Source organism: Oceaniglobus sp. K40-3, assembly GCF_055808395.1.
The window spans coordinates 1,646,907-1,660,590 of sequence record NZ_CM147868.1; the positions used below are offsets into that span (position 1 = coordinate 1,646,907).

Sequence of the window (13,684 nt, forward strand, 5' to 3'; positions counted from 1 at the left end):
TTCCGGGATTTGTCCGAGCATATCCCGGAATTTTTATGACGATGGCCTGAATTCGTGCAAAAGTCAGGACAAACGACCGAAATTGATTGGAAATACAATGCAAGTGACCGAAACTGAACCGGATCGGTTCGACCGCGCAATCCTTGCGATTCTGGCTGTCGAAGGGCGGATCAGCGTTACCGATCTGGCCAAGCGGATCGGGCTGAGCAAATCACCGACACAGACGCGGCTGAAGCGGCTGGAACATGACGGTGTAATCACCGGTTACCGCGCGATGATCGACCCGGTTCGGGTGCGGCGCGAACATGTGGCCTTTGTCGAGGTGAAACTGACCGATACCCGCGAGGCGGCGCTGACGGCGTTCAACACTGCCGTGCAGGGGGTCGCCGAGGTGGAACAATGCCATATGATCGCGGGGTCTTTCGATTATCTGCTCAAGGTGCGGACCGCCGACATGGTAAGTTACCGCGCCGTGCTGGGCGAGCGGATTTCAACGCTGCCCCATGTGGCGCAAACCTCGACCTATGTGGCGATGCAGGCGGTAAAGGATGTGGCGCTGTAACCGCCCCCCCTTGACTGGCGAAACGGGTGGGCAAAGGTCTTTATCCATCGCTGAGGGCCTTTCCAGAGGGGCGAGGCTCGGCTAACGTCTGGCTGTGTGGCAAGGAGGGCGGCAAGATGATGATCCTACGAAACTTGGCGCGGGTGCTGGCTGTGGTTCTCATTGCGGGAACGGCGGCGGCGCAGGATGGCGCAGGCGCAGACAGCCGCGCGGCAACCGGCGGCGCCCAGACATTGCAAGATATCCTGGCCCGTCAGGCCCGGCAGCATGTGGATGACAAGTTTCGCAGCGACGCGACAGGCGACCCCGAATCTGCCGCCCCGGCAACTGCGCCCCTTGGCACCCTTGGCGGGGTTTCGGACGCCGAAATGTGGCGCGCGCTGCGCTATGACAAGGCTGATGTAAGCACCCAGAACCACGGCCCCGCCGCCACGGTTCTGGTGCAGGATGGTGGCATGTGGTGGCTACGGTTCCGGGAAGGGCCGCTGTTGGGCTATGGCGCGTGGTTTCTGATCGGAACCCTTGGCGTGCTGGCGCTGTTTTTTCTGCTGCGCGGGCGCATCCGTATCGAGGGGGAAAAGACCGGCCACACCATCACCCGGTTCAAGGCAATCGAACGGTTCGCGCACTGGCTTTTGGCCGGGTCGTTCCTGTTGCTGGGCATCACCGGTCTGATTTCGCTGTTCGGGCGAAAATACCTGATTCCCACGTTCGGTCACGAGGCGTTTTCGACCCTCGCCATTGGCGGCAAGTGGATTCACAACAATGTATCATGGGCGTTCATGGTGGCGTTGGTGATGGTGTTTGTGTTCTGGGTTGTCCACAACCTGCCTGACCGCACCGATATTCGCTGGCTGTTGAAAGGCGGTGGAATTTTCGGCGGCGGGCATCCCCCGGCCAAGAAATTCAATGCCGGGCAAAAGATGATCTTTTGGTCGGTGATTGTGCTGGGCGGGTCGATTTCCCTGACCGGGCTGGCGCTGTTGTTTCCGTTCGAACTGCACCTGTTTGCGCCCACGTTTGAAAAGCTGAACGCCCTGGGCGTGCCCGGTTGGTTTTCGCAGGGGCCACTGCCCGAACACCTTACCCCGCAGGAAGAAATGCAATATGCGCAACTGTGGCACGCCATCGTCAGCCTTGTTCTGCTCGCCATCATATTTGCCCACATCTATATCGGCACTCTGGGGATGGAGGGCGCCTATGAGGCCATGGGAACAGGCGAGGTCGAAGAGCAATGGGCGCGTGAACACCACAGCCTTTGGTTGGACGAGGTGAAAGCCCGCGAGGCCGAAGGCGATGCGCCGAGGGGCGGCGAGGTGAAAACATGAAACAGATGTTGCTGGCCGCCTGCGCCATCGCGCTTATCGCGGTCGGGGCAAATTATGCCCTGACCCATTTCGCCGGGTTCTCGGCGCAAGACCGTACCACGGTTGGCGAAAGCGTGCGTCTGGGCGGCTGAGCGCCGTCAGCAGTTGGGCACATTCACCGCCAACCCGCCAAGCGAGGTTTCCTTGTATTTCTCGCTCATGTCGGCACCGGTCTGGCGCATGGTTTCGATGGCGGCATCCAGCGGCACAAGGTGGGTGCCATCGCCGCGCAACGCCAGCGAGGCAGCCGAAACCGCCTTGATCGCGCCAAGGCCGTTGCGTTCGATACACGGCACCTGAACAAGGCCGCGGACCGGATCGCAGGTCATGCCCAGATGATGCTCCAGCGCGATTTCGGCGGCGTTTTCCACCTGTTGCGGGGTTGCCCCCATCACGGCGGCCAGCCCGGCGGCGGCCATGGCGGCGGCGCTGCCTACTTCGGCCTGACAACCGCATTCAGCGCCTGAAATGCTGGCGTTATGTTTCACCAGCCCGCCAATGGCGGCGGCGGTCAGCAGGAATTCGGGGATGCGCGCCGGTGTGGCCCCCGGCACATGATCGAGCCAATACCGGATGGTTGCCGGAATCACCCCCGCCGCGCCGTTGGTGGGGGCGGTCACCACCTGGCCCCCGGCGGCGTTTTCCTCGTTCACCGCCATGGCATAGGTGCTCATCCAGTCGTTGATGGTATGGGGGGCGGGTTGGTTCATGCCCCGTTCCTCGATCAGGGCGCGGTGGATGGCGCGCGCCCGCCGACGCACGCTCAGCCCGCCGGGCAGGATGCCGTCATTCGCCAGCCCCCGGTCGATGCAATCGTTCATCACCTGCCAGATCCGCGCCATTCCCTTGTCCAGGGTGGTGGCATCCCGGCGGGTCAATTCGTTGGTGCGTTTCAGGGCGGCGATTGTTTTGCCGGTGCTGGCGCACATCTCCAGCATTTCGGCGGCGGATTTGAACGCAAAGGGCACCGGCGCCCCGTCATCGGTATCGGCGCCGCTTTGCAGCTCGGCCTCGGTCAGAACAAAGCCGCCACCGACGGAATAATAGGTTTCCTGTGCAATGATATCGCCCTGGGCGTCGGTGGCCATCAGGACCATGCCGTTGGAATGGCCGGGCAGGGGCGGGCCATAATCGAACCGGAGGTCACTGCCCGGATCAAAGGCCAGTGGCGGCAAATCCGGTGGCGTGACCCGTTTGTCGGCCCTGATCGTGGTCAAGGCTGCCTCGGCCGCCTCATTGTCATAGGTTTCGGGCAGGAACCCGGCCAACCCAAGGATCACCGCGCGATCAGTGGCATGGCCCACGCCGGTGAACGCCAGCGATCCGTGCAACGAGGCGCGCAACCCATGGGCCGTAAAGGGCATCGTGCGCAGGTGCGCAAGAAATCGCGCGGCGGCCACCATCGGCCCCATGGTGTGCGACGACGACGGGCCAATTCCGACCTTGAACATATCGAATACAGAGAGAAACATGGATGAACCTGTTGTTACGGGGCTGGGCGATCTGTGCCACGGCACCGGCACGATTGCACGGGCGAATGCGACGTTTCAACGGGTGGCGGCGCAGCGCAGGCCCCCCGTGGGCCAATATCCACTCGCACCCGGGGGCAAGGCGGACTATAACCCCCCAAATGCCGTTTTACCGGAGCCGTTCTGATGTCAGGTCGCCTTTCCCCCATCGACACCGCAAAATTCGTTGCCGCGAAACGGGCCTGCGAATTTGTCGAAGACGGCATGCGCGTGGGCCTTGGCACGGGCAGCACCGCCGCCTGGCTGGTGCGCTGTCTGGGCGAGATGGTAAAGGAAGACGGGCTGCGCATCACTGGCGTGCCCACCAGCGCGCGCACCGCCGAACTGGCCCGGCAGGTGGGCATCAGGGTGACCAGCCTGGATGAGGCAAAGTGGCTGGACGTGACCATCGACGGCGCCGATGAATTCGACGCAGAGCTGAACCTGATCAAGGGCGGCGGTGGCGCCCTGTTGCAGGAAAAAATCGTGGCAACGGCAAGCGACCGGATGGTGGTGATTGCCGATGTTTCCAAACAGGTTCAGACCCTTGGTGCCTTTCCCCTGCCGGTAGAGGTGGTGCCGTTCGGCTGGCAGACCACCAAGGCGCTGGTCGAGGAAACCCTGGCCGCGCTGGATGTGCTGGGCGATTCCGGCACCCTGCGGATGACCGGCGATTCGGCCTATATCACCGACGAGGGGAATTATATCCTTGATCTGCATCTCAACCGGATCGGCAATGCACGGCAACTGGCACTGGTGATCAACCAGATTCCGGGGATCGTTGAAAACGGATTGTTCATCGATATCTGCGATGTGGTGGTGATCGGCCATGGCGATGGCCGGGTCGAGGTGAAAGACGTGAACACCGGCGTCACCCAGCAGGACAAGATTGATTTCGTGGACACGGAAAACCTGTTCAGCGATCTGGGCGAGTGACGCGCACTGGCCATCTGGCCGTCATTGTGGGATACCGGCGCGACGCGAACGAAGGGGTGGATGCTGATGAATTTTGACTTCGATCTGTTCGTGATCGGTGGCGGCTCGGGCGGGGTGCGGGCGGCGCGGATTGCGGCGTCGGAAGGTGGCGCAAAGGTGGCGCTGGCCGAAGAATACCGCATGGGCGGCACCTGTGTGATCCGGGGCTGTGTGCCGAAAAAGCTGATGGTCTTTGCCAGCGGGGTGTCCCAGATGGTCAAGGATGCGGGCGGCTATGGTTGGGATATCCGCAGCGACGGCTTTGATTGGCGCAAATTCCGCGGGGTTCTTGACGCCGAACTTGACCGGCTGGAAGCGGCCTATCGGCGAAATGCCGAGACAGCCGGCGTGACGATTTTTGACAGCCGTGCCGTGTTGGAGGATGCCCACACGGTGCGCCTTGCCGATGGCAAGCTGGTGACGGCCAAGCATATTCTGGTGGCCACGGGTGGCCATCCCTTTGTGCCCGATTTCCCGGGCAGCGATCTGGCGATGACAAGCAACGATATCTTCGTTGCCGACGAACTGCCCAAATCCATATTGATCGTGGGGGGCGGTTATATTGCCTGTGAATTCGCCTGCATCCTGAATGGTCTTGGGGTTGAGGTGACGCAATTTTATCGTGGGCCGCAACTTCTCAACGGGTTCGATCAGGAGGTGCGCACCCACCTGAGCGAGCTGATTGCACAAAGCGGCGTGGCTCTGCGGCTGGATCGGGATGTGCGCGAAATGAAGCGCACGGATGACGGGATACAGGTTGACGCGACGAATGGCACCTGTGGCCACTATGATGCGGTGATGTATGCCACCGGGCGAAACCCCAACACAGCGGGCCTTGGTCTGGAAGGCATCGGCGTGAAACTGGGCCGCAAGGGTGAAATCGTGGTGGACGAATGGTCGCAGTCCAGCGTGCCGTCGATCTTTGCCGTGGGCGATGTGACCGACCGGATCAACCTCACCCCCGTGGCCATTCGCGAGGGGCACGCCTTTGCCGACACCCTGTTCGGTGGCAAGAAGGTGAAAGCCGATCACGCGCTTGTGCCCGGCGCGGTGTTCACCCAACCCGAATACGGCTATGTCGGGATGAGCGAGGAAGAGGCGCGCAAGGATCACACCATCGAGGTCTATGCCACTGCGTTCAAACCCATGAAAACCGCCTTTGTCGGGCGCGAGGATCAGGTGTTGTTCAAGCTGATCGTCGATGCAGATGATCGCCGGGTTCTGGGCTGTCACATCGTGGCCGAAGGCGCGGGCGAGCTGATTCAACTTGCCGCGGTGGCGATCAAGATGGGCGCGACAAAAGAAGATTTCGACCGCACCGTTGCGGTTCATCCGACGATCTCGGAGGAACTGGTGACGATGCGAACCCCGGTGCGCAGGGATTGAGCGCGCGCAATACTTTGCGCAGCGGTTGATTTTGGCGCAGGAAACCACAGTTACAAGCGATACTGACCGACAAAAGGAAAAGACCTGGATGGCCAGCAATAACGGCGGACCCTGGGGCAACGGCCCCCGAGGCGGAGGTGGCGGTGACGACGATGACCGGAAACCGGGCAACCGGAAACCGGGCAACGACGGCCCGCAAATACCTGAAATTGATGAACTCATGAAAAAGGGTCAGGAACACTTGCGCGTGCTGATGGGCGGGCGCGGTGGTGGCCGCAACAACGGTTCTGGCAACGGGGGCGGGTCGTCTGGCGGGCCGGGCCTGACCCGTGGCACCGTTGGCATTGCCGCGCTGGCCGTGGTTGGTCTTTGGGTGTTTGCCAGTTTTTACACCGTGAAACCCGAAGAACAATCGGTTGAATTGTTTCTTGGCAAATATTCGGCCACGGGCAACCCGGGCCTGAACTTTGCGCCCTGGCCCCTTGTGACCGCCGAAGTCTTGCCGGTGACGCGCGAACAAACCGAACAGATCGGGGTGGGCGGAACTGCTGCGACGCGCAGCGACGAAGGGTTGATGCTGACCACGGATGAAAACATCGTCGATATTGATTTCGAAGTGGTGTGGAACATCAACGATCCGGCGAAATACCTGTTCAATCTGCGTGACCCCCGCCAGACGATCCGGGCCGTTTCGGAATCGGCCATGCGCGAAGTGATCGCGCGCAGCGAGCTGGCGCCGATCCTGAACCGGGATCGCGCCCTGATCGCCGATACCGTGCAGCAACTGATCCAGAGCACGCTCGACAGTTACGATTCCGGTGTGAACGTCGTGCGGCTCAACCTCGACAAGGCCGATCCGCCCCATGAGGTGATCGACGCCTTCCGCGAAGTGCAGGCCGCCGAGCAAAAGCGCGACACCCTGCAACGTCAGGCTGATGCCTATGCCAACCAGGCCCTTGCCGGCGCGCGCGGTGAAGCCGCCAAGCTGTTGGAAGAGGCCGAAGCCTACCGCGCCAAAGAGGTGAACGAAGCCACGGGTGAGGCCAGCCGTTTCAGCGCTGTGCTGGGTGAATACGTCAAAGCCCCCGAGGTGACGCGCAAGCGTCTTTATCTTGAAACCATGGAAAAGGTGCTGGGCGGGGTCGACAAGATCATCCTCGACAGTTCCGGCAAGCCGGGCGAGCAGGGCGTCGTGCCATATCTGCCGCTGAATGAGCTGCGCCGCAATTCCAGCACCGGGGAGACGAAGTGATGAAGAAATCCGCACTTATTATCCCGATCATCGTGGTGATCGGCGCCGTTCTGATGTCGTCGGTGTTTATCGTGGATGAACGGGAAAAGGTTCTGGTGCTGCAATTCGGCCAGATCAAAGCCGTAAAGGAAGAACCGGGGCTGGCGTTCAAAGTTCCGTTCATTCAGGATGTCGTGCGCTATGATGACCGGATCCTGTCGATTGATACCGACCCGATCGAAGTCACGCCCAGCGATGACCGCCGTTTGGTTGTCGATGCCTTTGCCCGCTATCGGATTTCCGATGTACGCCAGTTCCGCCGCGCCGTGGGTCTTGGGGGCGAACGCGCCGCCGAAGCCCGCCTCGAAGGTATCCTGAACCCGCAGATCTCGCGCTGTTCTGGGTTCGGATGGGGTGACGTCCAACACGATCCTGTCGGCAGATCGTGCAAATCTGATGACGCGCATCACCACCCAGGCCCGCACCCGCGCGGCCCCTCTGGGGCTTGAGGTGCTTGACGTGCGTCTCAAGCAAACCGCATTGCCGGAACAAAACCTGGAAGCCACGTTCGACCGGATGCGCGCCGAGCGTGAACGCGAAGCGGCCGACGAAATCGCCCGTGGTCAGGAAGCGGCGCAACGGGTGCGTGCCGCCGCAGACAGAACCGTGGTCGAACTGGTCTCGGAGGCGACCCGTGACGCCGACGTGACGCGCGGCGAAGCGGACGCGCAGCGCAGCAACATTTTCGCCAAAGCCTTTGGCGCAGATGAGGAATTCTTTGAATTCTATCGCTCGCTCACGGCTTATGAACGGTCGCTCAAGTCTGAGAATTCCTCCATGGTCCTGTCGCCGGACAGCGAATTCTTCGACTATCTCAAATCGGATAAACCGCGCGCGGCAGGCCAGTGATGGCAAGCGCGCTTCTGGCTCTTGGGCTGGTGTTGTGTCTCGAGGGGCTGGTGTTCGCACTGGCCCCTTCGCGTTTGGAGGACGCGCTTGAGGCGCTGCGCAACATGTCACCGGACACCCGGCGCCTTGTGGGGCTGGGCGTGCTGGCGGTTGGTGTGTGTCTGGTCTGGGGCGCCCGGGCCATGGGGGCGGGGCTGTGACGTTAACATCACTTTCCGTCGCGCGGCAATCACGGCCTGTTGACACGCCGTGGGCTGGCGGTTGCGCTGCGTCGATGCCACACTATCTGTGACAGGTGGTTCGCGCAGCGGCGCTGCGCCCGCTCTGCCATTTGCACCAATGCTTTGCTTGGAGGAGCATATCGTGATATCTCAGACAACAACACTTCAACGGTCCGTATCGGTCCCGCTGCGCGCGTTCTGGGCGCTGGTCGTCGGTTTGGCGCTGGTTCTGGCGCAGACCCTCGCCGCAGATGCCCGTGGCGCCCCCGACAGCTTTGCGGACCTGGCTGAAAAGATCAGCCCCTCGGTGGTGAACATCACCACGACAACAACCGTGGCGGCCCGTTCCGGCCCCGCACCCATCGTACCCGAAGGATCGCCCTTCGAGGATTTCTTCCGTGATTTCAATAATCGCAACAACCCCGGTGGCCAAGGCGACCGCCCACGCCGCAGTCAGGCGTTGGGATCGGGTTTCGTGATTTCCGAAGACGGTTATATCGTCACCAACAACCACGTTATTGAAGGTGCTGACGAGATCCAGATCGAATTCTTCTCGGGTCTGCAACTTCCGGCCACGCTGGTTGGCACCGACCCCAACACCGATATTGCGCTGTTGAAGGTCGAGGCCGATAAGCCGCTGCCCCATGTTTCGTTCGGTGACAGCGATGTCATGCGTGTCGGTGATTGGGTTCTGGCCATGGGCAACCCCCTTGGGCAAGGATTTTCCGTATCCTCGGGCATCGTTTCGGCCCGCAACCGGGCGCTTTCGGGCACCTATGACGATTACATCCAGACGGACGCAGCCATCAACCGGGGCAACTCGGGCGGGCCGCTGTTCAACATGGAAGGTGAGGTAATCGGCGTGAATACCGCGATCCTGTCGCCCAACGGTGGTTCGATCGGTATCGGGTTTTCCATGTCGAGCAACGTGGTCAACAAGGTCGTCGCGCAGCTCAAGGAATTTGGTGAAACCCGGCGCGGCTGGCTGGGGGTGCGCATTCAGGATGTCACCGACGACATCGCCGATTCCATGGATCTGAAAACCGCTTCGGGGGCGCTGGTCACGGATGTGCCGGATGGCCCGGCAAAAGAGGCGGGCATGATGGCCGGCGATGTCATCATGACCTTTGATGGCAAAGACGTGGCCGACACCCGTGGGTTGGTGCGCACCGTGGGCAACACCCAGGTGGGCAAGGCCGTGCGCGTCGTCGTCTATCGTGATGGCAAAACCGAAACGCTGCTGATCACCCTTGGTCGGCGCGAATCCGCCGAAAGCGCCGTGCCTGCCGTGGCCACAAAACCGGAAGAGCCGAAAAACACCGAAGTGCTTGGCATGACGGTTTCGACCCTGACGGATGAGATGCGCAAGGAGCTGAACCTGAACGCCGGAACCGACGGTCTGGTGGTTATGGATGTGGCCGAAGACAGCGAGGCCTTTGAAAAGAACATCCGCGCCGGGGATGTGATCACCGAGGCCGGTCAGCGCAAGATCACCGGCCCGTCCGATCTGGACGACCGGATTGCCGAAGCCAAGGATGCCGGGCGCAATTCGATCCTGCTGCTGGTGCGGCGGGCGGGCGAGCCGCGGTTCGTGGCGCTGCCGCTGGGCTGATCACCCTTTGACCTGACAGTGAAACAGGCGCCCTTCGGGGCGCCTGTTTTCGTTTTGGCGGGCCGGTCAGCGCCGCGTTGCCAGCGCCTCGTCCCGGCTATAGACGGCCAGGCCCAGACGTTTGGCCGCGGCGGTGGAAATCACGCCGCTGTGCAACCCTTCGGCCTGTTGATAACGGCGCACGGCCCGGTGGGTTTGCGCGTTCATCTCGCCGGTGATCTGGCCTGTGTAAAGGCCGCGCGCGGCCAGTGCCCGTTGCAGGCTGGCGGTGAATTGCGGTGTCAGTTCGTTGGGGCAGGGGGTTTGGAACCGGATGTCGTGGCGGTCTTTCACGATCCGGGTTTCGGTGACCGTGCGATAGGTGGCCGGGCGCAGGATCGTGCCGTCGGCGGAAACGTCGGCGGGCCGTTCCTCGACGTGTTCGGTCACGGTTTCGATCAGGGCGGGCGTGACATCGCGACTGTAACAGGTGTTGGGGCCGGTTTGGTCGGGCCCGTTGCTGACCCCGAGTTCGGGTTCGAGAAACCGCGCCACATCAGGCGCAGCCACGCCACCACAGCCCGCAAGCGTCATCAGCATGAGCGCGGGGAAAAGGGCCGGGATGGGCAAGGGGATGTGCATTCTGCTCGGCCTCTGGCGGGTCGTTTCGCGGGATTCTAGCCCAAAGCATGAGGGTGGGGAAGAGCCTTGTCCGTTTGCAGAGAGCAGGATCGCGCGAATGAGACTGGCATCATGGCGCGCGCGGCACTAGGTACAGGTGCGATACCGTCAATGAGGGATTGAGACGACAGATGGCAAAGATTACCTATATCGAACATGGCGGCACCGAACATGTGGTGGATGTGGCCAACGGGCTGACCGTCATGGAAGGTGCGCGCGACAACGGCATTCCGGGGATTGAGGCCGATTGCGGCGGCGCCTGTGCCTGTTCCACCTGCCACGTTTACGTGCATCCTGACTGGGTGGCAAAGCTGCCGGAAAAGGACAGCATGGAAGAGGACATGCTGGATTTTGCCTTTCAGCCCGATGCCGACCGGTCGCGTCTGACCTGCCAGTTGAAAGTCACCGATGCGCTGGAAGGCCTGATCGTGCAGATGCCCGAAAAACAGATCTGAGTTCGGCGCGGGCGCTCATCGCTTGGGCGTTGCCCGCGCTTTTCGCTGGTTAAGCCGCAATGGCAGAGCAAGTAAGGGCAGAATATGATACCGGTACGGGGCTATGAAAACGCGCGCATCGCCGTTCTGGGGCTGGGCCGGTCCGGTCTGGCCACGGCGCGGGCGCTGGTGGCGGGGGGCGCGCAGGCCTTGTGTTGGGATGACAGCCCCGAGGCGCGCGCCGCCGCCGAGGCAGAGGGTCTGACCCTGTATGATCTGACCCGTGCGCAGGCCTGGGATGATATTGCGGCCCTTGTCGTTTCGCCGGGCATTCCGCATCTTTATCCCGAACCCAACCGGCTGATCGCCCGCGCGATGGAGGCGGGGGTGCCGGTGGACAACGACATCGGGTTGTTTTTCCGTAGCCTTGCCCTGGGCGAGTGGGATCAGCACGACAGCCCGCCGCGCGTGGTTGCCGTGACGGGCAGCAACGGAAAATCCACCACCTCGGCGTTGATACAGCATATTCTTGTGGCGGCGGGCAAGCCTTGTCAGTTGGCGGGGAATATCGGGCGCGGGGTGCTGGACATCGACCCGCCCGGCGACGGTGCTGTCGTGGTTCTTGAGCTGAGCAGTTATCAGACCGATCTGGCCCGGGCGCTGACCCCTGATATTGCCGTGTTCACCAATCTTTCGCCCGATCATCTGGACCGGCACGGGGGTATGGGCGGATATTTCGCGGCCAAGCGGCGTTTGTTTGCCGAGGGCGGACCGGACCGCGCCGTGGTGGGTGTGGATGAACCCGAGGGCGTGTATCTGGCCAACCAACTGGTGGAACATGCCGCCGATGACCGGCTGATCCGGGTGTCGGTTGAGCGCAGGCTGTCCGGCCCCGGCTGGATGGTGCAGGCGCGCAAGGGGCAGCTTTCGGAATGGCGCAAGGGGCGGCAAGTGGCCAGCATCGACCTGCGCAAGATTTCCGGCCTTCCGGGCAGTCACAACCATCAGAATGCCTGTGCCGCCTATGCGGTTGCCCGCACCCTTGGCGTAGCGCCGCGGGTGATCGAAGAGGCCATGCACAGTTTTGCCGGCCTGCCCCACCGCAGCCAGCTTGTGGGCGAGCGGGGCGGGGTGCGGTTTGTGAACGACAGCAAGGCGACGAACGTGGACAGCGCCATGAAGGCCTTGCAGGCATTCCGCGCGATCCGCTGGATTGCCGGAGGCCTGGGCAAGGATGGCGGGGTTGCGGCCCTGGTGCCGCATCTGGGTGAGGTGAAAAAGGCCTATCTTATCGGGCATTCGGCGCGGGAATTCGCGCTGCAACTGGGCGAAACCCCCCATGAGATATGCGAAACGATGGCGCAGGCGGTGCAGCGCGCGGCGGCCGAGGCCGAGTCGGGCGATACCGTGCTTTTGGCGCCGGCGGCGGCCAGTTTCGACCAATACCCGAACTTTGAAAAGCGCGGAGATGATTTCGTGGCCGAGGTGGCGCGGTTGGTGTGACGGTTGCGTTTTACGCGGTCAGCCGCGCCGCAATCGCCGTTCCGGCAGCCCAGCCCGATGACCACGCCCACTGAAAATTATACCCGCCCAACCATCCGGTGACATCCACCGCCTCGCCAATGGCATAAAGCCCGGGCAGGGCACGGGCCGCCATGGTGCGGCTGTCGAGGCTGGCAGTGTCGATGCCACCAAGGGTGACTTCGGCGGTGCGGTATCCTTCGGTGCCGGTGGGGCGCAGGGCCCATGCGGTGAGATCGGCGGTCAGCGCGCGCAGGCGGTCATCAGAGCAATCGGCCAGATTGCCGGTCAGATCGAATGTCTGGCCCAGATACCCAACCAGACGCGAGGGCAGCAGATCGCCCAGATGGGTGGTCAGGGCGCGGCGCCCGGCCGTGGCGCGGCGTTCACGCAGGGCGGCGAACAGATCACTGTGGGGGCTGAGGTTGATCGTGATGTCCTGCCCTTCACGCCAATAGGACGAGGCCTGAAGGATCGCCGGGCCAGAGAGGCCGCGATGGGTGAACAATAACGCCTCATCGAAACGGGCGCTGCCGGTGGTCACGGCGACGGGGGTGGCAACACCGGCAAGGGGGCGAAAGCCCGCCATCATCTCATCACCAAAGGTCAGGGGCACAAGGGCAGGGCGGATGTCGGTCAGGGCCAGGCCGAACTGTCGCGCAAGGCTGTGCGACAGGCCGGTCGCGCCCATTTTCGGGATCGACCGCCCACCGGTGGCCAGCACCAGATTGCGCGCGGTGATGGTGACGGCGCGCCCCTCGCGCTCCAGCCGGGCAGTAAAGAACTGCCCGTCATGGGAAACATCGCGCACCGAAGTTTGCAACCACAGGACGGCCCCCGCCGTGGCCATTTCGGCCAGCAGCATCGCGATGACGTCTTTTGCGGAGCGGTCGCAAAACAACTGTCCCAGGGTTTTTTCGTGCCAGGGGATGGCGTGGCGCGCCATCAGATCGAGAAAATCCCACTGGGTATAGCGCGACAGGGCGGATTTGCAGAAATGCGGATTGTTCGAGATGAAATTTTCCGGCCCGGTGCCGATGTTGGTGAAATTGCACCGCCCACCGCCCGAGATGCGGATCTTTTCGCCGGCCGCCCTGGCATGATCGACGATCAGCACCCGGCCACCGGCATGGGCGGCGCACATCATGCCCGCCGCACCGGCGCCAAGGATCAGGGTATCATAATCGCTCATGCCCCCTGTCACCATGTTGGCGGGGCGGGGGCAAGGGGCACTTGACGGGCCGATGTGACGCGGGGCGTGCAAAACGCTGGCCTAAACGCGGGTTTCGCGCTAGAAT

14 protein-coding genes and 1 pseudogene are annotated in these 13,684 nt (G+C 62.4%); 12 read left to right on the plus strand and 3 right to left on the minus strand.

What is annotated here, in order from left to right; all coding sequences use genetic code 11:
- The first annotated feature begins 97 nt into the window (after window positions 1-97).
- From AC0L7P_RS08530 to AC0L7P_RS08540, 3 genes are all read left to right on the plus strand, one after another.
- The gene (locus tag AC0L7P_RS08530) at window positions 98-562 is read left to right on the plus strand and encodes an Lrp/AsnC ligand binding domain-containing protein (protein WP_473435312.1); all 465 of its coding nucleotides are present in this window, start codon (window positions 98-100) and stop codon (window positions 560-562) included.
- Between the two features lie 116 nt (window positions 563-678).
- Window positions 679-1,890, plus strand: coding sequence for a formate dehydrogenase subunit gamma (locus AC0L7P_RS08535; RefSeq protein WP_473435313.1), 1,212 nt, complete (start codon window positions 679-681; stop codon window positions 1,888-1,890).
- A complete protein-coding gene (locus AC0L7P_RS08540; protein ID WP_473435314.1) occupies window positions 1,887-2,021 on the plus strand; it encodes a hypothetical protein in 135 nt (44 codons plus the stop codon). Before AC0L7P_RS08535 ends, AC0L7P_RS08540 begins: the two co-directional genes overlap by 4 nt.
- Before the next feature lie 6 nt (window positions 2,022-2,027).
- Here the strand turns inward: AC0L7P_RS08540 and AC0L7P_RS08545 are convergent, their stop codons facing one another.
- Window positions 2,028-3,401, minus strand: coding sequence for an L-serine ammonia-lyase (locus AC0L7P_RS08545; protein WP_473435315.1), 1,374 nt, complete (start codon window positions 3,399-3,401; stop codon window positions 2,028-2,030).
- Here AC0L7P_RS08545 and AC0L7P_RS08550 point away from each other — a divergent pair.
- The 7 genes and pseudogenes from AC0L7P_RS08550 (at window position 3,400) to AC0L7P_RS08580 (ending at window position 9,771) form a co-directional block, all read left to right on the plus strand.
- Window positions 3,400-3,585 (plus strand): hypothetical protein, encoded by a 186-nt coding sequence (locus AC0L7P_RS08550; protein ID WP_473435316.1) that lies wholly within the window; start codon window positions 3,400-3,402, stop codon window positions 3,583-3,585. The genes AC0L7P_RS08545 and AC0L7P_RS08550 overlap by 2 nt on opposite strands.
- Entirely contained in the window at window positions 3,585-4,373 is a 789-nt protein-coding gene (gene rpiA / locus AC0L7P_RS08555; protein ID WP_473435317.1) for a ribose-5-phosphate isomerase RpiA, read from the plus strand. The genes AC0L7P_RS08550 and rpiA overlap by 1 nt, the downstream gene beginning before the upstream one ends.
- A 66-nt stretch (window positions 4,374-4,439) precedes the next feature.
- The gene (gene gorA, locus AC0L7P_RS08560; protein ID WP_473435318.1) at window positions 4,440-5,798 is read left to right on the plus strand and encodes a glutathione-disulfide reductase; all 1,359 of its coding nucleotides are present in this window, start codon (window positions 4,440-4,442) and stop codon (window positions 5,796-5,798) included.
- A gap of 88 nt (window positions 5,799-5,886) precedes the next feature.
- The gene (gene hflK, locus AC0L7P_RS08565) at window positions 5,887-7,050 is read left to right on the plus strand and encodes an FtsH protease activity modulator HflK (RefSeq protein WP_473435319.1); all 1,164 of its coding nucleotides are present in this window, start codon (window positions 5,887-5,889) and stop codon (window positions 7,048-7,050) included.
- Window positions 7,050-7,938: pseudogene (hflC, locus tag AC0L7P_RS08570) on the plus strand (protease modulator HflC). Before hflK ends, hflC begins: the two are co-directional and overlap by 1 nt.
- Window positions 7,938-8,138, plus strand: a complete 201-nt coding sequence (locus tag AC0L7P_RS08575) for a DUF2065 family protein (protein ID WP_473435320.1) — start codon at window positions 7,938-7,940, stop codon at window positions 8,136-8,138. The pseudogene hflC and the gene AC0L7P_RS08575 overlap by 1 nt, the downstream one beginning before the upstream one ends.
- 139 nt (window positions 8,139-8,277) lie before the next feature.
- A complete protein-coding gene (locus tag AC0L7P_RS08580) occupies window positions 8,278-9,771 on the plus strand; it encodes a Do family serine endopeptidase (protein ID WP_473435321.1) in 1,494 nt (497 codons plus the stop codon).
- A gap of 66 nt (window positions 9,772-9,837) precedes the next feature.
- Here the strand turns inward: AC0L7P_RS08580 and AC0L7P_RS08585 are convergent, their stop codons facing one another.
- Complete coding sequence (locus AC0L7P_RS08585) at window positions 9,838-10,392, minus strand: peptidoglycan-binding domain-containing protein (RefSeq protein ID WP_473435322.1); 555 nt, start codon at window positions 10,390-10,392, stop codon at window positions 9,838-9,840.
- 170 nt (window positions 10,393-10,562) lie between these two features.
- Here AC0L7P_RS08585 and AC0L7P_RS08590 point away from each other — a divergent pair, with 170 nt between their 5' ends.
- Together AC0L7P_RS08590 and murD are read left to right on the plus strand one after the other, a co-directional pair.
- The gene (locus tag AC0L7P_RS08590) at window positions 10,563-10,886 is read left to right on the plus strand and encodes a 2Fe-2S iron-sulfur cluster-binding protein (RefSeq protein WP_473435323.1); all 324 of its coding nucleotides are present in this window, start codon (window positions 10,563-10,565) and stop codon (window positions 10,884-10,886) included.
- Window positions 10,887-10,970: 84 nt separating this feature from the next.
- Entirely contained in the window at window positions 10,971-12,368 is a 1,398-nt protein-coding gene (gene murD, locus AC0L7P_RS08595) for a UDP-N-acetylmuramoyl-L-alanine--D-glutamate ligase (RefSeq protein WP_473435324.1), read from the plus strand.
- Window positions 12,369-12,378: 10 nt separating this feature from the next.
- Here the strand turns inward: murD and AC0L7P_RS08600 are convergent, their stop codons facing one another.
- Complete coding sequence (locus AC0L7P_RS08600; protein WP_473435325.1) at window positions 12,379-13,578, minus strand: BaiN/RdsA family NAD(P)/FAD-dependent oxidoreductase; 1,200 nt, start codon at window positions 13,576-13,578, stop codon at window positions 12,379-12,381.
- Between the last annotated feature and the right edge of the window lie 106 nt (window positions 13,579-13,684).